The organism is Lentilactobacillus senioris DSM 24302 = JCM 17472 (assembly GCF_001436555.1).
GTDB classification, from domain to species: Bacteria; Bacillota; Bacilli; order Lactobacillales; family Lactobacillaceae; genus Lentilactobacillus; species Lentilactobacillus senioris.
The window spans coordinates 595,398-614,505 of record NZ_AYZR01000008.1; the positions used below are offsets into that span (position 1 = coordinate 595,398).

Sequence of the window (19,108 nt, forward strand, 5' to 3'; positions counted from 1 at the left end):
GGAATAACAATGGCTAAATTCAATGATATTAAAGGTTTTATTTTCGACTTAGATGGAGTAATTACTGATACTGCTCGTTTTCATACTCAAGCTTGGCACCAACTAGCTGATAAAGTGGGTGCTCCCTGGTCCCAGGAACTAGAAGATAACCTCAAAGGGGTTAGTCGGATGGACTCATTGGAAATGATTCTCAATGCTGGTGGCTTGTCCAATAACTACTCTGATGAAGAAAAGGAACAACTAGCAACTGAAAAAAACACTAATTATCTTGCTCTCGTTGATCAAATGACTCCCAACGATATTTTACCTGGCATCAAAGATTTTTTGGATAGTTTAAAAGCTAATCATTATGCTATTGCGCTAGCCTCAGCTTCCAAAAATGGTCCCCGGGTTTTAGGTAAACTTGAATTAACCGATTACTTCCCAACTATTGTGGATCCAGCTACCCTTTCTAAAGGAAAGCCAGATCCAGAAATTTACATTAAAGGCGCTGAAGCACTTAATCTCCAACCAGAACAATGTATTGGTATCGAAGATGCTGCTGCTGGTGTAGAGGCTATTAATGGGGCTGGTGAAACCTCCGTCGGAATCGGCTCCGCTAAACTGCTTCATGAAGCAGATATTATTTTCCCAACTACTAAAGATTTAACCTTAGCTAATATTCAAAAAGCAATGGGCTAAACTTATTAAATAATAAAAAAACTCCAAGATAAATTTCTTGGAGTTTTTTTATTATTTAATAAGTCCGTAATGTCTAAGACCGGTACTAATTCCATCATCCATATTAGAATCAGTAATATAGTCAGCTTTCGCTTTCGCCTCAGGATGACCATTTCCCATTGCAATTGCATAATCAACCTGATCAAACATCTGTAAATCATTTAATTGATCACCAAAGGCATATGTAGGCACATTTTCTAGGCCCAAGGTATTAAGTAACACCTTAATCCCCGTTTGTTTAGAAACACCCCACTTCATGGTGTCCAAGGCTCTAGGATTATTTCTGACCAACGACAAACGACCAGCAAACTTATCTTGATATAGTTTGTCCCTATCGTAATTAAAAACATTAACAAAGTTAACTTCATTGGTTTGATAGAAACTTGGGTCAACCTTTGCGTTAAGTCGTAGCAACCGGTAATTTTCCCTAGTCATTTCATTGGCAGCAGTCAATGCAAACTCCCGATTATTATAAAACGCTAATACATCCCCCTGATCAGCAGCAAATTGAATTAATTCTTCCAGTAATGGCTTCTTGATTTCTTCAGCCTTAAGCTTTTTACCTTCGTACTGAACATAACTACCATTAGCACTAACGATTGTGTCAATTCCAGCCTGATCCATAACATATTGAATTTCAAAAATATTTCTACCAGTCGAAATTACCGGTAAAATATTATTTTGCTTTAATTGTTGAATTGCAGCAATATTTTCTGCCGGAATATTCTTATCATTATCTAAAAAAGTACCATCTAAATCAAAAAAAACAACTGCTTGATACATTCCCTTACCTCCCATATGTTTATTACCCTTATTGTACTACAATCGGATCTTAGAATTGTTACTTATGAATTGCTGAAACAAAATAAGCCCTCCACCGATTAAAGTGAAGGACTAAGAAATTATATATATTGCAAGTATAAGCGTTTCTCAGAGCGCCCATCCGGCACAAGATGACTTTGTAACAAAAACAACAGGTCGCAATCCCGTAATTACAATAACCATCTTTTTACAGAATATAAATTTAGACTTAATTTGTCAAATTAAAAATGAGAATATTTTAATAATTAATCTTCTAACAGTTAACTAAGAATAAATTTTTCGCTGTTTTTAACGGCAATTAAGTAACGATTTTAAACTTCCCCAACTATTACTAAATTATATATATGGTGCTGCCTTAATTTGTGCTACACTATATATTGTTAATTTTTACAAAAGAGGGGCTATCATGGTGATAATTACTGCAGGAATGATCGGCGTTGGCAAAACTACCTTAACTGGTAAAATTGCCGAACACTTAGGAACACAAGCGTTTTTCGAACCAGTTGGCGAAAATCCAGTTCTTCCACTTTATTATTCAGATCCAAAACAATATGGATTTTTGTTACAAATTTACTTCTTAAATAAACGATTTGCGATGATTAAAAAAGCGTTAGATGATGATAACAACGTTTTAGATCGTTCCATTTATGAAGATGCACTGTTTACTCGCGAAAACAATGCTGAAGGTAATATCACTGATACCGAATTATCAGTTTATCTCCAGTTACTTGACAACATGATGACCGAATTAGATGAACTACCTAAAAAGGCACCAGATTTATTAGTATATGCCGATAGTGATTTTGACACTATTCAATACCGAATTAAGAAACGTGGTCGCTCATACGAACAATTCGATGACAATCCCGGTTTAAAGAACTACTACTACAAAATGTGGTCAGCTTATAAAAAGTGGTTTGATGAATACGATGTCAGCCCTAAAATTCGGGTTGACCTACAAAAATACGATCTTTCCAATCCAGATAATGTTGACGTCGTCTTAAGTCAAATTGACGATGCTTTAACTGAATTAAGATAATAAAAAGAGTCCAGAATTATTCTGGACTCTTTTTATTTGGTTTCTAGGTAATCATGAACGACAAAAACATCACATTTTGCATTGCGAATAACATAGTCAGCTGTTGAACCTAACATCATTCGTCCTACTAGATTAACCCCAGTAGCTCCCACTACGATTAAATCTACATCGTATTTATTAGCTAAATTAGTGGCTATTTCACCACGTGGATCTCCTAAGGTAATGACAGATTCCGCATCAACTCCGGCATCGCTAGCTCGTTGAACATAACGCTGAACCATAGTAGTAACTTCATCTTTAACTTGGTTAACTTGATCAGGAGTAGCCGCCCCAAATCCTAGGATAGCTTTTTTGGAAACTCCCATAATCTCGCGGTCGTTAATTACCGAGGCAATAATTAATTTAGCTTCATCTGTCTTAGCCATCATAATCGCCCGGTCAACAGCTAAACTAGCGGTTTGCGACTCATCTACCCCTACTAATATCCGGTTATAGTTCTTAAGTGTTGATTCTGTCATCATAATCCCCGCCTTTCAGTGGTTACTGTAATGCTAAATCGTGAATTGCTTGTCCATAAATTGCCATTGCCTTAGTTAAATCAGCAACTGGTTGGAATTCATTGGCTTGGTGCATACTGTCTTCAGTCCATGGGAAGAGCGCTCCAAAAGCTACCCCTCGTTTCATTAAGCGACCATAAGTACCGCCACCAACTACTTCTGGCTCAGCATCAGCAATGCCGGTTTGTTCCCGATAAACGTTAATTAACGTTTGTACAATTGGATCTTGAGGGTCAACGTAATGAGGTACTTTTTCAGAAATTTGCTTAACAGAGCCGTTAAGTGCTGTAACTGCTTTTTCTAACGCTGCCATAATTTCTTTAGGTCCGATTCCCTTAGGATAACGGAAGTTAGTATTGATAAATCCGCCAGCTTCTTGATCAAACTTCATGATGCCGACATTCATAGTTAAATCGCCCATGATATCGTCTGTGTAGTTAGTTCCTAACTTGTTAGCTCTGGAATCATCATGTAGTTTGTCGGCAATAAAACTAACAAAGCTATTAGCATCCCCTTGCAAACCTAGTTGGTTCAAGAATGTTGCTAGATAAGTCCCACTGTTAACTCCGTTTCTAGGTTCCATTCCGTGAGCAGCCTTACCAACAACATGCAAGTTAATACCATCAGCAGAAAGTTCAGATTCGCCTTCGATTTCGTTAGCAGCCACAAAAGTTTCAAATTGTTCTGAAATTGCTTCAGCATTAGTAGTCTTCAAAGTTGCTTCAGCATCTCGAGGAACCATATTTTCTCTTAAGCCAGAATCAAAAGAAACTAATTCTACATCACCGCCATTAGTAGTACCAAAGGTAGTAATGAATGAAGCCATCCCTTTTTCGCCATTAATTAATGGGAATTCAGCATCTGGTGAGAAGCCAAATGTTGGAGCTGGTTCAACTTCAAAGTAATGGGTCATCCCAGTCCATTGACTTTCTTCATCAGTTCCTAAAATCAACCGAATTTTGATATTTGGCTTGATATTAGCGTCTTTTAACATCTTAAGCCCATAATAAGCTGCCAACCCAGGACCTTTATCATCTGAAGTTCCCCGGCCATAAGCAATTCCATCTTTTACCGTTAATTGGAACGGATCAGTGTCCCAACCAGCACCAGCAGGCATTACATCTACGTGAGACAAGATAGCTAACGTTTCGTCTCCTTCGCCATATTCAATGTAACCAGCCAAGTTATCTAAATTTTTAGTCACAAAACCATCGCGTTCACCAAATGCTAGGAATTGTTGTAAGGCTTTAGCAGGGCCCTCGCCTAGTGGGTACTGATCAGTAGCGTTATCATCATCACGCACACTAGGAATTGCAATTAATGCTTTTAAATCTGCTAAATATTGATCTTGATAGCCTTCAGCTAATTGTTGCCAATTTTGTGTCATATCGAATCCTCCAAATAATTTATTAAAACTAGTTTAGCACATTCGTTTCTCCTTGTGGTTAATAGAAATTCGAACTGATGCTATAATAACGATAATAGGAGGGATATTATGATTAAACTAACCGATCAAATTCTAACCGAAACGATTCGTAAACGACCTTTAGATAGTTATAAAGGAACGTATGGAAAAGTAGTTTTAATTGGTGGTAATCACAATTTTGGCGGGGCCATCATTATGGCTTCTCTAGCTACCGTCTACTCAGGAGCTGGTTTAACCACCACCATCACTGATGCCAGTAATCAAACCAGCTTACATAGTTGGTTACCAGAGGCCATGTTTGCGGATATTAATGACCTAGAACAACTCACCCAATTAGTATTATCTGTCGATGTTATCGTGATTGGTCCCGGTTTAGGAACAGATGCTAAGGCGCTCACCGTTTTACAATTAGTCTTAAAGTTGGTTACCTTAAAACAAACACTAGTAATAGATGGTTCCGCTATTACCCTAATCGCTAACCATCGATTAATTATCCCTCAAACTAAATACACCGTTTTAACTCCGCATCAAATGGAATGGCAACGAATTTCTGGAATTGCTATTAAAGATCAACATCCCGATCAAAATTGGTTGGTAGCCCACCAGTTAGGAGCTACGGTAGTTTTAAAATCACACCAAACTGAAATTTACACTGATACTAAAATTTACCAAAACACTGCTGGGACTCCTGCTCAAGCAACTGGTGGTATGGGTGATACTTTGGCTGGCATGGTTGGCGGATTTTGTGCTCAGTTTGCTAATCAAGACAACGCCGTTTTAGCCGCGGTATTTTCCCATAGTGCAATTGCTAATCAATTAGCTCAATGCCAATACGTGATCCTTCCACACCAGATTAGTCAGCAAATTCCCCAATTCATGGCTAAATATGCCAATTAAAAAAGGAAATGAGATTTCTCTCATTTCCTTTTTTAATTATTTAATATGCAATCGAGCTCTTAATCCTTCGCTTCGTGGACCTAAGACATCGTCTGCTACCCGGTATTTCAACGTAAAGTAAACGTATAATCCACCACCTACTAATACAGAAACTAAACTAACTAATAAGCTAGCCATGCCACCGTTTGGATCTATAAATAACCCTAATAGGAAGTTTAAAAGGTATACGACAGCTAACGCTGATCCATAAACTAGTAAAGAGTAGCCGCTGATTTTGGCAAAGTCATTACCTAATAATTTATTATCAAAACCATACTGTTTGTTTAAATTATTAATAATCAAACCACTGGCTACTAAAATACCAATTCCAGTAGCTAATAGTGCTCCAAAGGTTCCTAGGAAATAAACACATGGCCATTGAACCGCTAGCTTAACTACCGTTCCAATTAAGAAGTATTTAACGGCTCGTTTATTTTGATTTAGACCTTGCATTACCGCAGCAAACACAGTAAACAGTCCCAAAGGAATAGAGATAATAGCTGAAAATGATAGAATATTAGCACCTAAAGCTTGATGGGCCTGACCATAAAATACTCGGTTAAGTGGACCGGCAATAGCTGCCATTCCTAACGCAGCTGGGGTCATTACGTATAAGAAAAGTAAAAATACATTAGTAGTTTGTCCCTTAATTGCCTTAGTATCACCCTTAGTAATAGCAACTGACAACAGTGGTACTGAAGTAATAGCCAAAGCCGATGCCAATGAAATAGGAATCATCACTAATTTATTAGCGTTAACCGCAAACAATGCATACAAATCGTTCAATGCATCATTAGAATAATTAGTCGCCATTCTCATAATATCAAAGAAAGTATATTGATCAATTAATTGGAAGATAGTGATTCCGGCCCCTAAAATAATAAACGGCACCGCTTGAGCGATAATTTCGTGATACAACTGACTAGTTTGCACTTTAATTTCATTATTACTATTAGCTACCAAAGATCTAAACGTTCTACGCCGTTTCCAATAGTAATAGCCTAATGTTAACAAACCACACACAGCCCCCACAAAAGCCGCAAAGGTGGATTGTGCAACTGCTGTAATCCAACTACCATGCCAAACCTGCATAATTAGGTAGGCCGTCAACAGCATGTATAATACCCGAGCTAATTGCTCAACAAACTGAGAAATGGCGGAAGGAGCCATCTGTTGGTACCCCTGGAAATACCCTCGAGTTAAACTCATTGTTGGGATTACTAAAATTGCCCAGGCCAATGAATGTAGTACCGGAATAACGTTAGGATTGCCACCATCCATCAACGGCGCTCCAAAATATAAGACTAGAGCACAGATAATCCCGGTGGAGACTGATAGTACCAATCCCCGCTTATAGAGACGAACTCCAACTCCATATTCATTTAATGCATTATAGTGAGCAACTTGCTTTGCAATCGCCGAAGGAATTCCAGCAATTGCAGCAATTAGAAAGAAACTGTAAATGTTATACCCAAATCCGTATAACGCGTTTCCTAGTAAGAAGTAACTCCCAAACCAAATTCGCCAAGGAATTATGTAAATCGCACCTAGTAACCGGGAAAACATACTCCCAGCTGTCATCCAAGCAGATCCAGAAAGCATTTTATCTCTTGTGGCTTCTGAACTACTTGTTTGTTGTTTCTCTTCACTCATTTTCGTTCCTACTTTCATTTCCATTCATACAATCTTACCTATTTTAATAGACACTCCGATCAATATCAATGCTATTAATACTAATTTAAACCTCTAAACCGTTTTTATTTAACAAGAATTTAATTTAAACGTATTGCGATCGTGAAATATAAAACATAAAATATAACATGGTATGAATTCTAAATTAAGATTGGATGGGTTTAGGTGAGCACAGAAAAAAAGAGAATCGTCTGGATTGATCTAGCTAAGGCATTCGGAATGATTGCTGTAGTTATCGGTCACGCTTTAGAAACACATGGAGCTATGTATCACTTTTTCTATTGGTGGCATGTTCCAATTTTCTTTGTTGCTAGTGGCTTTTTTATTAAACCAGTAGTAGATAATCAGTGGGGACCTTTTTTTAAAAGGCGAATTAAACCGTTATTAGTATCTTATTTTGCGGCTGGTATTTTCTTGATAACTTTATCACATTTCGTTCAGCATCAAAGTATTAGATACACTTTGAAGTATTACTTCAAATTACTATTAGGGGGACGCTATTTAAACCTTTACTTAAGTATCTTTTGGTTTATTAACGTTTTGATTTTAGCAACCATTGTAACCACCTTTATTATTACCTACGTTAAATCTCGGGAAGCCAAGCTGGGAATCATGATGGTAAGCTTGTTACTAGGAGCTAGTTATAAAAAACAACCTCATATTTTTGGCCTAAAGTACACCCCTTGGGATTTCGACGTTACCTTATTTGCTATTTTCTTCATGTTATTTGGTTATTTATTCTTCCCACAAATTAAAGAATGGATTACCCATACCTGGCTAATCATTGGTTTAGGAATCTTCACTTTATTCTTAATTTGGGAACAACACCTTGGCGTGTTTAACTTTGGTTTCTTCTTAAAATCTCATCAAATCCACGCCAAACCCCTTTCCCCTAGTTTATATTCTACAGTTATTCCCCTTGTAGTTATCTTAGTAGTATTTGGAGTGAGCCGCTGGCTTAGCTTTGCTCCTATTTGGGTCTATAAGCCACTAGACATATTAGGTCAACACACCTTGTTTGTAATGTATATGCACAAAGCAGTTTTAGATATTAGTTTTAGAATGGGTATAAATTCCTTAATTCTGAGAATAATTATTGCAATTGTAGTGCCACTTCTTATATCATTGGTTTACGCAAAATGGATTAAAATTATTTGGCATAAACCAGTAAAGGTGGCAAGTTAATTGACAAGATCAACCAATTCCGCCCGTGGTAAGATATTATATTTTGCCATTGGCGGATTTATTTTATTAATAATCTTTTCTAGTATTTATTTTTATCATGTTCAAAAGCAAAACCAATTAGACAATAATTATATTAATAGCAATATTCCCACCATGTTCGTTCACGGTTGGGGCGGCGGTATTGACTCCGAAACTGACATGGTAACTGCAGTAGAAAAAAGCGGAAGTGCTACTAAGAGAATGGTAATTCACGTTACGGCTAACGGCCATATAAAAGTTCAGGGAACTATCAAAAAATGGATGCGTAACCCTATTATTTTATTAGTATTTGACAATAATCGAGCCGGCGAAGATAAATATACCCAATGGCTCACTAAGGTCAATAAATTACTGAAAGCTAAGTATAACGTTAATCAAATTAATTTTGTGGGACATTCCATGGGAGCGTATGCGGTTATTTACTACAACATGTTAAACGGCAACAATCATAAAGTCCCCCGGGTAAACAAAATTATAGCAATGTCTGGCCCCTATGATGGCATCATTGACAACCATAAACGTAACCAGCCCCTTACAGGACCACTAGCTCGTTATTGGGACGATTACCCTAATCAAAATCAATTACTACCTAATGGTCGACCTAAAATCATTCATCCAGAGTATGAACAACTACTTAGGGTTCGGTACCGAATGCCTAAGCAAGCTCGGGTAATTAATATCTATGGTAATTTAGAAAATGGATCCAATTCAGATGGAGTTGTCACAAATGTTTCTGATAAGTCCCTGGGATACCTAATTAAAGATCGTGTTAGTTTTTATACAACGGTTGAATTAACCGGTCCCAAGGCTCAACATACTCAGCAACATATAGATAATCTTAAGGTCATTTCAGTATTAAAAACTTTCTTATGGCAAGTTAAATAAAAAAAGACTCAATTGTTAAAAACAATTGAGTCTTTTTTATTATTTACCTACCACAATATTAACGATTCTGTTAGGCACAACAATAATTTTTTTAACTTCTTTGTCACCAACCACTTCAGCAAAGCGATCAGAATTACGGACTAATGATTCTACTGTTTCTTTGTCAGCATCCCTAGCAACCTTAATATGGTCACGAACTTTACCATTTACCTGAACAACTAACTCTACTTCATCTTCTACCAGCTTAGATTCATCATAAGTTGGCCATTGACTATAAGCAATAGTGTCATTGTTACCTAACAATTGCCAAAGTTCTTCAGCAATGTGTGGTGCAATTGGTGAGAGCAATTGAACAAAGCCCTTCATATATTCAATAGGTAATGCATCAACCTTGTATGCCTCGTTTACAAAGACCATCATTTGTGAAATGGCAACGTTAAAGTGAAGTTGTTCATAATCATCACTGACGATCTTAACAGTTTCATTGTAAATCTTGTCAAGGCGACCATCGTTTCTGGTAGTTACCCGATCGCGAAGATGATTATTATCATCGATCATTAACCGCCAAACTCGATCTAACCAACGATGGGCTCCGGCAATTCCTTCGGTATTCCAAGGCTTAGAAGCATCGATAGGACCCATGAACATTTCGTAAACTCTAAGAGTATCTGCACCAAACTCACTAACGATATCATCAGGGTTAATTACGTTACCCTTAGATTTAGACATCTTTTCGTGGTTGGTCCCCAAAATCATTCCTTGATTTACCAATTTTTGGAACGGTTCTTTAGTTGGCACTACTCCCAAGTCATAAAGAACTTTGTGCCAGAAACGAGCATACAATAAGTGAAGAACAGCGTGTTCTGCCCCACCAATGTAAAGATCTACTGGCATCCAGTAATTGACTTTTTCTGGATCAGCAATCATTTCATCATTTTTAGGATCGATATAACGAAGGTAATACCAAGAACTACCAGCCCATTGTGGCATGGTATTAGTTTCTCGTTTTCCTTTCCGACCATTTTCATCAACTACATTAACCCAGTCATCTAGGTTAGCTAATGGACTTTCACCAGTTCCGGAAGGTTCAATGTTCTTAGCAGCTGGTAATTTCAGTGGCAATTCGTCTTCAGGAACCAAGGTTGTTTCGCCATCTTCCCAATGAATAACTGGGATTGGTTCACCCCAATAACGTTGACGACTGAAGATCCAGTCACGAAGTCGGTAATTTACTTTTTCATGACCAACACCGTGATCGGTTAACCAATCTAATGCTGCTGTAATGGCAGTTTGCTTATCCATTCCGTTCATAAAATCAGAGTTAATATGAACACCATCGCCGGTATAAGCTTCGACTGCAATGTCGCCACCTTCAATGACGGGAACAATTGGTAAATCAAACTTCTTAGCAAATTCATAATCCCGTTGATCGTGAGCTGGTACGGCCATGATAGCTCCGGTACCGTATGAAGTTAGCACATAATCACCAATCCATACTGGCACCGCTTGACCATTAATTGGGTTAACAGCATATGCTCCGGTGAAGACCCCGCTCTTATCTTTATTTAAATCAGTCCGTTCTAGATCCGATTTTCTGGCTACTTCTTCTTTATAGGCTTTCACAGCTTCTGCATGTTCCGGAGTGGTAATTTGGTCCACTAATTCATGTTCTGGTGATAATACTAAATATGTGGCTCCAAATAAAGTATCAGGCCGGGTAGTGAAGACCTCCACTTTCTTATCTGCTGCGTTTTGGATCTCAAAAAAGACACTAGCCCCTTTAGAACGTCCAATCCAGTTACGTTGCATATCCTTAACGTTTTCAGGCCAATCTAAATCATCAAGATCATCAATCAACCGATCAGCGTAGGCAGTAATTTTTAAGACCCATTGCCGCATTGGGACCCGATAAACTGGATAACCACCTCGTTCAGTCTTGCCATCAATAACTTCTTCGTTAGAAACAACGGTTCCACCCATAAAATCAGGGGCCCAGTTAACCATAATTTCGTCTTCGTAGGCTAAGCCTTTTTTGTATAGTTGTTCGAAGATCCATTGAGTCCATTTGTAATAGCTAGGATCCGTAGTATTAATTTCTCGATCCCAATCATATGAAAATCCTAGAGACTTAATTTGCCGCTTAAAGTTTTTAATATTTTGAGCGGTAAAATCTTTAGGGTTGTGCCCCGTTTTTAGTGCGTATTGTTCTGCAGGCAATCCAAAAGCATCCCAGCCAATTGGATGTAACACGTTCTTACCTTGCATTCGCTTCATTCTGGCCATAATATCAGTTGCTGTATAACCTTCTGGATGGCCTACGTGCAATCCTTGGCCTGATGGATAAGGAAACATGTCTAATACATAGTACTTGTCCTTAGACTGATCTTCACCAGTTTTAAAAGTCTTATTTTCGTGCCAGTAATGTTGCCATTTCCGTTCGATGACGTCGTGATTATATGCCATAATTTATCTCCTTTATTAGTCACTAAAAACAAAAAAAGCCTATAAGAAGTTAACTTCCTATAGGACGAATAGTTTCCGCGGTACCACCTAATGTGCTCAAATGAGCCTCTCAAACCATAACGGTGGTTACCGAAACTGGCTACTAATTTCACCAATTCACTACGCGACGAGTTCGTCCAGGCTCATTTCCGAATTTTCACTTCCATTCGGTCTCTGTAAAAGTCACCTAGACTACTAATTCACGTTTTGTTTTCGTGTTTTTCTTACTGTTGTAATCCTATCAGACCAAATCAATAAGTGCAAGATTCTTTGTGCTATACTTAAGAAAAAATATGAGGAGAGTTTAATTTGCTTTCTAAAACGCAATCTCGCTGGGCCGCTGCTGCTACCATTTTATTCTTCTTTTTACTAATCGGAGTGGTTTTACGACTCAACTACATTTCAATTATCGATGATACCATTATTAATGGGATCGTCCCCATTCGATCACATTTTTTTAATTCCTTTTTTATTAAATTAACTAACAGTTTAAATCCCATCCCAACCGTTATAATTGCCTTGATATTATCTCTAGTTTTACAACTGTGGCAGCACAAAATAAGAATTACCCTCTTCTTTTTAGTAAATAGTACTCTAATAGCTGGTGGGATTAACAATCTAGTTAAAAACTTAGTTGACCGTCCACGTCCTACAGTGCACCACTTAGTTTTAGCCGGCTCATCCAGCTTTCCTAGTGGTCACGCAATGACCGCTATGCTATTGGGTGGCAGCTTAATCGTGATTCTTAACCTCCTGGTAAAAAATAAAAATATTCGTTATCTATTAACTGGATTGATCATCATTTGGATTTTTTTAATTGGATTTAGTCGGGTTTATGTTCACGTACACTACCCTACAGACGTCATTGCTGGATGGTGTCTTGGCTTCATCTGTTTAACGATTAGTCAAAAAATATTTTCCCCTTCAGTTAATAATAAATAAAATAAGGCCGCCAACTATTAATTCGTTGGTGGCCTTATTTTTAGTTATTCTTTTTAGACAAACGATCAGTAAAATTAAAGATAAATGCTAAGATAATTAGTCCCAATGCCACTAAGAAAATATTGTGTAAAGTGTGATACAACACCATTCTTAGCTTTGGTAACATATTGCTAGCTAATTGATTGGCTGTTTGGGGATTAATTAATTTATTCATCATTCCCATAGTAGCCCCATCAGTTTGGCGAACTCCCCTCAGCATACTGCTGTTCATAATAATCCCAAAAACAGAAATCATTAGAGATTGTCCTAGTGTCCGGCAAAGAGTATTAAAAGAGGTTGCTACCCCAATTTGATTTTCTTCCACTTGATTTTGAACGATAATCGTAGTGGAAGTGACCGTAATTCCAAAGCCAGTCCCACAAATTGCGGAAATCAGTAGGAAACTCCAAAACGGAGTGTACGCGGGCAACATTACCATCACAATAGCCCCGATCAAGATTAGGCTAAGACTAATGTTAATAATTTGATTAGGTCGTAGTTTACCGAGAAGCTTCCCAGAAATAAAGGAACCAACAATCCACATCAATGAACTAGGAGTTATCGCAAAACCAGCCATAGAAGCTTTCATACCCAAAATTCCTTGCGTCCAGTCTGGTAGGTAAACTTCAAAACCAATCAAGAAGCCACTAACTAATGCCACTACCACATTTTGCACGACAAACGTCCGATTATCGAACAGTTCCATTGGAATCAATGGGTCTGCAGTAACTCGTTCGTGTCTAACAAACCATACAATGGTAACAATCATTACTAGGAAACAAATCGCTAGTATTGGCCAAGAAATAGGACTTTGTCCTAAGGCCTGGAAGCCATACATTAACGATAATAGAGAAATAGTTAGCAAAACCATACCGCCATAGTCGATTTTAGTTTTTTGAACTTGACGATTTTCTTTAAAGAATAATAAAATCATCGCAATCACTAATAGGCCGATAGGTAAGTTAATAAAGAAGATCCAGTGCCAACTCAGGTTATCAACGATGAAGCCCCCTAATAATGGAGCCACAATAGAAGCAATCCCCCAAGCAGCTCCGTTTAGCCCCATCACTTGAGCCCGTTTCTCCAGAGGGTAAATATCAGCAATAATTGTGTTGGAAATGGGCATGATAGAACCAGCCCCAATCCCCTGCACAGCTCGCCAAATAATTAAGACAATCATTGAATGGGAAAGCCCAGACATTACAGAACCAATAATAAAGATGGTAATCCCCACCATAAACATTGGTTTTCTACCTAACTGATCTGCTAATTTTCCATAAATCGGTGTCGCAATCGCGTTAGTTAGTAAAAAAATAGAAAATACCCAGTTCATCAGGGAAACACCGTGTAGATCACCAACAATGGTTGGCATGGCAGTGGAAACGATTGTCCCCTCTACCGCACTCATAAAAGTTGCTACAAATAAAGCAATCGTTACTAAAATAACGTTACTTTGTTTGGTTTCTTGCATACAAACCGCCTTCCTAAAAAAGCACCCTAATGGGCGCTTTTTAGCTTACTTGTTAAAATATTTCTTTAGTTCAGCGACCTTATCCGTGTGTTCCCAAGGCAAATCAACATCTGTACGACCAAAGTGGCCATAAGCTGCTGTTTGTCGGTAAATTGGTCGTTGAAGATCTAACATCTTAATAATTCCTGAAGGTCGTAAATCAAATAATTGTCTTACAGCTGCAGTTAGTTTTTCTTCAGAAACGTTTCCAGTACCAAAAGTATTAATGGAGATAGAAACTGGTTCTGCTACCCCAATAGCATAAGCTATCTGTACTTCTACTTCATGGGCTAAACCAGCAGCAACGATATTTTTAGCAATATAACGAGCTGCATAACTAGCAGAACGATCCACCTTGGTAGCATCCTTACCAGAGAAGGCTCCACCACCATGGTGAGCGTAACCACCATAGGTATCTACAATTACCTTACGTCCAGTTAATCCAGCGTCAGCTTGTGGGCCACCAATGACAAATCGACCAGTAGGATTAATAAAGTACTTAGTATTATCATCCAATAATTCTGCTGGAATGACAGCTTTAACTACCTTATCAATAATATCTTGTCGAATTTGATCCAGTGAAGCTGCTGGTAAGTGTTGAGTACTTAAAACCACCGTATCAACTCGGTATGGTTCACCAGCATCATTATATTCAACAGTTACTTCAGCCTTAGCATCGGGTCCTAGATAATCTAATTCCCCATTTTTACGAACTTCAGCTGTTTTTTGCATTAACTTATGACTGAGTTCAATTGGCATTGGCATTAATTCTGGTGTTTCATCAATGGCGTAACCAAACATCAAGCCTTGATCTCCGGCACCAATTTGGTCCAGTGGATCTTGGTCACTTTCCTTCATTTCAAGTGAGTCATCAACCCCTTGAGCAATGTCTGGTGATTGTTCATCGATAGCAACCAATACCGCACTGGTATCACCATCAAAGCCAAACTTGCTATCGGTGTAACCAATTGATTTAATAGTATCTCTAACTACCCGTTGAATATCAACGTAAGCAGTAGTCGAAATTTCACCAAAGACCAGCACCAATCCAGTAGTAACGGACGTTTCACATGCTACCCTAGCGGTGGGATCTTTCTCTAAAATTGCATCCAAAATGGCGTCACTGATTTGATCAGCGATTTTATCCGGATGTCCTTCTGAAACTGATTCTGAAGTAAACAAATGTCTTTCTTGCATTAGTTTTCCCCCTGTTTATTTTTTTAGGTTACAAGGCTTCTTCACCGTTAAGTGAATCCTATCGGGAACTCATAACTTATTTACGATACCATAAAATTCGTCTATTTGAAAGGCTATTATTAGGGTTTCAATTGACCCCGGGCCAAAAATTGCGGTAGGATTAAACTATTACAAATAAAATGAGGGAATTAATTTGAACAAGAATCCTGTTATCCGAGTTACTTCTTTTACTATAGAGTGGTTATTGCCGGTTGTAATCTGGCTGCTTTATTCCAATATCGGGTGGAAAACAATTATTGGTAACGAGTACCTCCGTTTATGTGGCCTATTAGGCATCTTCTTACTGATAGTTTTAAATTTTACTCAGATTAAGGCTAAATCACCAGCAGGTCTAGTAATTGCCAATATTGGTTATTTAATTACTCTTTACTTGCTAACTAAAACATTGCCTCCCCTAATAATTAGCTTATTGCTTATTAATTTAGTAGGAGCAGATTTATTGACTAGTGACGTCATTATTAATGATCCCTACTCCAAGTGGGTTACGTTTGCCCTAGTAAATGGTATTGGGGTTGTTGTAGCTACTAGAATGATAGTTAGCAACTTTTTAACCAACGCTCAATTATTATTAATCGTGACCCTTATTTTTGCTAATCTGCTATTTTCATATCCGCGCTTTATTGATAAACAACTTAATTGGGGAATCATCGGCGCAGTTGGCGGTTTATTAATATTAACTGAAATTATGCTGGGTCTAACGTTTCAACAAATTATGATTGGTCTTTTAACGATGGTACTATTCATCTTATTAGAACGAAAAATAAACCCTAAATTAAAAAAAAGTAAGTGGAATTTATCTATCTGTATCAATCTAATTTTTGCGCTGTCATTAATTCTATAATTTTATTATTTCCTAAATAAAATTAATATTAGCAAAAGAAAATCTAATTCTTCGTTTTACCGACTTTTATTATGCTAAGATACCTCTTGTCATACAGTAAGAAAGCGGTGAAGTATTTGATTATTAGTGTAGTTGGAGATATCCGAACGGGTAAAATACAACCAACGTTAACTGGCAACGAAATTGTTGATAATGCCTTGATTGCTAATTATAGCAATCAGTTACAAAAAAGCTTGGAAGCTTCGGGTTGCAATGTAACAGTCACTCCGGAACATTTTTTAGATTTACATAACGCTGACAGTGATAAATACATTTTTGATCAAAAAGTAGTCGATTCGTTGGGAGCAGCTTCCCTATCTGAATTAGACCTCATTGTGGTAGACCACAGTGATCTGATCTGGGGAAATGTTTCTGCAGCTCAGTCTGAACTAACGGGTCAGTCATTTTCACTTTCATAATGTTATTGGCGGTTAATTTGATTAACTGTCTTTTTTTATGGTCACTTATTACCTCCCCCTAGATAAGTAATGCTATACTTAAATAAAGCTGTTAAATCAGTTTAATTTATTAAGAGGTGAAGATGATGACTATTAAAGAAATTATGGATTCTGCTAAAGATTTAGTGGGTCAAGGAAAATTAGAAGAAGCTCGTTCATACGTTGAAGATCATAAAGATGAATTAGGAGATAGCTATGAAAAAGCTATGGATCTAATCAAAGGTGATCCATCAGATATTTTGAACAAAGTAAAAGATCTATTTAACTAAAAAAAAGACTACTAATTTAATTAGTAGTCTTTTTATTTAAGGCGGTAATCGGATTCGAACCGACGATGAAGGTTTTGCAGACCTCTGCCTTACCACTTGGCTATACCGCCACTTTATAAGCACAATAGATAGCTTACCATAAATGAATTCGGTAAACAAGAGTTTTAAAACGTTTTTTAAAGGTCATTGGGTACAATCAAAAAAGCCGACTGCCAACAGTCAGCTTTTAGTTTACATTGTGAACAACCCATAAAGAGCCATAAGAATCGGATAAGAGTTAAAGAAAAGATGAGCCATAATATTGTGCCAAATATTACCACTCTTCCAGTAGATAAATGCAAAAAAAGCTCCCATGAACATATAAGGAATCATAGAAATAATTTGTCCATTAAAACTATTCCAATGAACCAATCCAAACGCTATGGACGATACAATAAACATAATAGGGCCCGCTATTTTGGAATTAGTCCACTGGTAAAATAACGTTCCTCTAAACATAATTTCTTCGGAGAATGGAGCTAAAAGCGGTGCCAGGCTGCTAACAATTTGAATAGTTTTAATATCATTTATCGAAGTAGAAGCGGGCATAATCACTGCTGATACGGATAATCCGACTTGAGTCATCGCCCAACGAATACCTTCTAATCCAACTTTTATTATTGCCCATGCTATTAATGCTAAAACTAAGTTACGCCAGATGTGTTTCCAATATACTTTCCAATCGGCCTTTAAGACATCTCGATACATCCAGACTAAAATTAAAAATGCCACCAAATAAATTGCGTCGCTAGCTAGTGCTCTTGCCAAATCACCAGATACAACACCTACTAATAACTTCCCCCCAGTAAATTCAAACGTAACTACTAAAACCGAAACCAAAGCCATGATCAGTTTCTTTTTCAGACTAAAATTTTTTGTCATACCTAATCCCCCTATGTATTTATAATTAATACTATTAACAAATATTAATTCTAACATAGTCAAATTAAATTACACTTAATTTGACTCACAAAAAAAGAACTTACATAAATTAATGTAAGTTCTTTAATAAAATTTATACCGGAGGTGGGGTTCGAACCCACACGTCCGCGAGGACACTGGATTTTGAGTCCAGCGCGTCTGCCAATTCCGCCACTCCGGCATAAAACTATAATGGATATAATATCCAAGGGCGGTATGTGGGAATCGAACCCACGCGTGTCGGATCCACAAACCGATGTGTTAACCACTTCACCAATACCGCCAAAACATTATAACAGGGATAGTAGGAGTTGAACCCACACTGACGGTTTTGGAGACCGTAGTTCTACCATTAAACTATATCCCTAAAATGGAGAGGAGTGGATTCGAACCACTGAACCCGAAGGAACGGATTTACAGTCCGTCGCGTTTAGCCAGACTTCGCTACCCCTCCATAAATGGCGCGGGACAGAATCGAACTGCCGACACATGGAGCTTCAATCCATTGCTCTACCAACTGAGCTACCGAGCCAATTTCCATTTATGCATAATGCTAAAAGTTGTGTATTCAATTGTAAATACATAACAACGGTCCGTACGAGACTCGAACTCGTGATCTCCTGCGTGACAGGCAGGCGTCCTAAACCAACTAGACCAACGGACCAATTGAAATGAAATGGAGGATACAGGGTTCGAACCTGTGACCCCCTGCTTGTAAGGCAGATGCTCTCCCAGCTGAGCTAATCCTCCAAAAAGTGACCCGTACGGGATTTGAACCCATGTTACCGCCGTGAAAGGGCGGTGTCTTAACCACTTGACCAACGGGTCATACATATCTTACGGAGAGTAAGGGATTCGAACCCTTGAAACAGGTTTATGCCCGTTTACATCATTTCCAGTGATGCTCCTTCGGCCAACTCGGACAACTCTCCATAACTCCGGCAGGCGGGCTCGAACCGTCGACAACCTGATTAACAGTCAGGTGCTCTA

17 protein-coding genes, 10 tRNA genes, 1 riboswitch and 1 other annotated feature are annotated in these 19,108 nt (G+C 38.0%); of the genes, 9 read left to right on the forward strand and 18 right to left on the reverse strand.

Annotation, left to right across the window (positions count from 1 at the left end; translation table 11 throughout):
• Nucleotides 1-9 precede the first annotated feature (9 nt).
• On the forward strand, nt 10-681 hold the full coding sequence (gene pgmB / locus FC56_RS06325; RefSeq protein ID WP_056978440.1) for a beta-phosphoglucomutase: 672 nt from the start codon (nt 10-12) through the stop codon (nt 679-681).
• Nucleotides 682-732: 51 nt separating this feature from the next.
• On the opposite strand, the gene FC56_RS06330 is transcribed toward pgmB, so the two are convergent.
• On the reverse strand, nt 733-1,503 hold the full coding sequence (locus tag FC56_RS06330; RefSeq protein WP_054671863.1) for a Cof-type HAD-IIB family hydrolase: 771 nt from the start codon (nt 1,501-1,503) through the stop codon (nt 733-735).
• A gap of 445 nt (nt 1,504-1,948) precedes the next feature.
• Here FC56_RS06330 and FC56_RS06335 point away from each other — a divergent pair, with 445 nt between their 5' ends.
• Nucleotides 1,949-2,581: a deoxynucleoside kinase gene (locus FC56_RS06335; protein ID WP_054671860.1), complete on the forward strand. Its 633-nt coding sequence runs from the start codon at nt 1,949-1,951 to the stop codon at nt 2,579-2,581.
• Nucleotides 2,582-2,613: 32 nt separating this feature from the next.
• Here the strand turns inward: FC56_RS06335 and FC56_RS06340 are convergent, their stop codons facing one another.
• Nucleotides 2,614-3,102 (reverse strand): universal stress protein, encoded by a 489-nt coding sequence (locus FC56_RS06340; RefSeq protein ID WP_225425416.1) that lies wholly within the window; start codon nt 3,100-3,102, stop codon nt 2,614-2,616.
• 19 nt (nt 3,103-3,121) lie between these two features.
• Nucleotides 3,122-4,525 (reverse strand): dipeptidase PepV, encoded by a 1,404-nt coding sequence (gene pepV, locus FC56_RS06345; protein ID WP_056978442.1) that lies wholly within the window; start codon nt 4,523-4,525, stop codon nt 3,122-3,124.
• Nucleotides 4,526-4,633: 108 nt separating this feature from the next.
• Between pepV and FC56_RS06350 the strand changes: the two genes are divergently transcribed.
• A complete protein-coding gene (locus tag FC56_RS06350) occupies nt 4,634-5,461 on the forward strand; it encodes an NAD(P)H-hydrate dehydratase (protein ID WP_187116932.1) in 828 nt (275 codons plus the stop codon).
• Nucleotides 5,462-5,497: 36 nt separating this feature from the next.
• Here FC56_RS06350 and FC56_RS06355 read toward each other — a convergent pair whose 3' ends face one another.
• The gene (locus FC56_RS06355; RefSeq protein ID WP_056978462.1) at nt 5,498-7,153 is read right to left on the reverse strand and encodes a putative polysaccharide biosynthesis protein; all 1,656 of its coding nucleotides are present in this window, start codon (nt 7,151-7,153) and stop codon (nt 5,498-5,500) included.
• 204 nt (nt 7,154-7,357) lie between these two features.
• Between FC56_RS06355 and FC56_RS06360 the strand changes: the two genes are divergently transcribed.
• Both FC56_RS06360 and FC56_RS06365 read left to right on the forward strand, forming a co-directional pair.
• Nucleotides 7,358-8,377 carry an acyltransferase family protein gene (locus tag FC56_RS06360; protein WP_225425417.1) on the forward strand — a complete coding sequence of 340 codons (1,020 nt, stop codon included), beginning with the start codon at nt 7,358-7,360 and terminating at the stop codon, nt 8,375-8,377.
• The gene (locus FC56_RS06365; protein ID WP_056978444.1) at nt 8,378-9,301 is read left to right on the forward strand and encodes an alpha/beta hydrolase; all 924 of its coding nucleotides are present in this window, start codon (nt 8,378-8,380) and stop codon (nt 9,299-9,301) included. It abuts the gene before it with no gap.
• Nucleotides 9,302-9,340: 39 nt separating this feature from the next.
• Here FC56_RS06365 and leuS read toward each other — a convergent pair whose 3' ends face one another.
• Entirely contained in the window at nt 9,341-11,764 is a 2,424-nt protein-coding gene (leuS, locus tag FC56_RS06370) for a leucine--tRNA ligase (protein ID WP_056978445.1), read from the reverse strand.
• 57 nt (nt 11,765-11,821) lie between these two features.
• Nucleotides 11,822-12,015: a binding site (T-box leader), on the reverse strand.
• A gap of 97 nt (nt 12,016-12,112) precedes the next feature.
• Between leuS and FC56_RS06375 the strand changes: the two genes are divergently transcribed.
• Nucleotides 12,113-12,745, forward strand: a complete 633-nt coding sequence (locus FC56_RS06375; protein ID WP_056978446.1) for a phosphatase PAP2 family protein — start codon at nt 12,113-12,115, stop codon at nt 12,743-12,745.
• 40 nt (nt 12,746-12,785) lie between these two features.
• Here the strand turns inward: FC56_RS06375 and FC56_RS06380 are convergent, their stop codons facing one another.
• Nucleotides 12,786-14,255, reverse strand: a complete 1,470-nt coding sequence (locus FC56_RS06380; protein ID WP_056978447.1) for an MDR family MFS transporter — start codon at nt 14,253-14,255, stop codon at nt 12,786-12,788.
• Nucleotides 14,256-14,300: 45 nt separating this feature from the next.
• A complete protein-coding gene (gene metK / locus FC56_RS06385; RefSeq protein ID WP_056978448.1) occupies nt 14,301-15,491 on the reverse strand; it encodes a methionine adenosyltransferase in 1,191 nt (396 codons plus the stop codon).
• Nucleotides 15,489-15,571, reverse strand: a riboswitch (SMK box riboswitch). It overlaps the preceding gene by 3 nt.
• A gap of 113 nt (nt 15,572-15,684) precedes the next feature.
• Between metK and FC56_RS06390 the strand changes: the two genes are divergently transcribed.
• The 3 genes from FC56_RS06390 to FC56_RS06400 all read left to right on the forward strand — a co-directional run bounded on the left by FC56_RS06390 (nt 15,685) and on the right by FC56_RS06400 (nt 17,158).
• Nucleotides 15,685-16,392 (forward strand): hypothetical protein, encoded by a 708-nt coding sequence (locus FC56_RS06390; protein ID WP_056978449.1) that lies wholly within the window; start codon nt 15,685-15,687, stop codon nt 16,390-16,392.
• Nucleotides 16,393-16,499: 107 nt separating this feature from the next.
• Complete coding sequence (locus tag FC56_RS06395) at nt 16,500-16,850, forward strand: hypothetical protein (protein WP_147649699.1); 351 nt, start codon at nt 16,500-16,502, stop codon at nt 16,848-16,850.
• A gap of 122 nt (nt 16,851-16,972) precedes the next feature.
• Nucleotides 16,973-17,158, forward strand: coding sequence for a hypothetical protein (locus FC56_RS06400; RefSeq protein ID WP_225425418.1), 186 nt, complete (start codon nt 16,973-16,975; stop codon nt 17,156-17,158).
• Nucleotides 17,159-17,197: 39 nt separating this feature from the next.
• On the opposite strand, the gene FC56_RS06405 is transcribed toward FC56_RS06400, so the two are convergent.
• The 11 genes from FC56_RS06405 to FC56_RS06455 form a co-directional block, all read right to left on the reverse strand.
• Nucleotides 17,198-17,268: transfer RNA gene (locus tag FC56_RS06405), tRNA-Cys, on the reverse strand.
• Between the two features lie 121 nt (nt 17,269-17,389).
• The gene (locus tag FC56_RS06410; RefSeq protein ID WP_056978451.1) at nt 17,390-18,079 is read right to left on the reverse strand and encodes a CPBP family intramembrane glutamic endopeptidase; all 690 of its coding nucleotides are present in this window, start codon (nt 18,077-18,079) and stop codon (nt 17,390-17,392) included.
• Between the two features lie 136 nt (nt 18,080-18,215).
• Nucleotides 18,216-18,299, reverse strand: a tRNA-Leu gene (locus tag FC56_RS06415).
• A 29-nt stretch (nt 18,300-18,328) separates the two neighbouring features.
• Nucleotides 18,329-18,401, reverse strand: a tRNA-His gene (locus tag FC56_RS06420).
• 13 nt (nt 18,402-18,414) lie between these two features.
• Nucleotides 18,415-18,485 (reverse strand) — tRNA-Trp (locus FC56_RS06425).
• A gap of 4 nt (nt 18,486-18,489) precedes the next feature.
• A tRNA-Tyr gene (locus tag FC56_RS06430) sits at nt 18,490-18,572 on the reverse strand.
• A gap of 5 nt (nt 18,573-18,577) precedes the next feature.
• Nucleotides 18,578-18,650: transfer RNA gene (locus FC56_RS06435), tRNA-Phe, on the reverse strand.
• Nucleotides 18,651-18,707: 57 nt separating this feature from the next.
• Nucleotides 18,708-18,782: transfer RNA gene (locus tag FC56_RS06440), tRNA-Asp, on the reverse strand.
• Between the two features lie 13 nt (nt 18,783-18,795).
• Nucleotides 18,796-18,868, reverse strand: a tRNA-Val gene (locus FC56_RS06445).
• 6 nt (nt 18,869-18,874) lie between these two features.
• A tRNA-Glu gene (locus FC56_RS06450) sits at nt 18,875-18,946 on the reverse strand.
• 12 nt (nt 18,947-18,958) lie between these two features.
• Nucleotides 18,959-19,050: transfer RNA gene (locus tag FC56_RS06455), tRNA-Ser, on the reverse strand.
• Nucleotides 19,051-19,108: the final 58 nt, after the last annotated feature.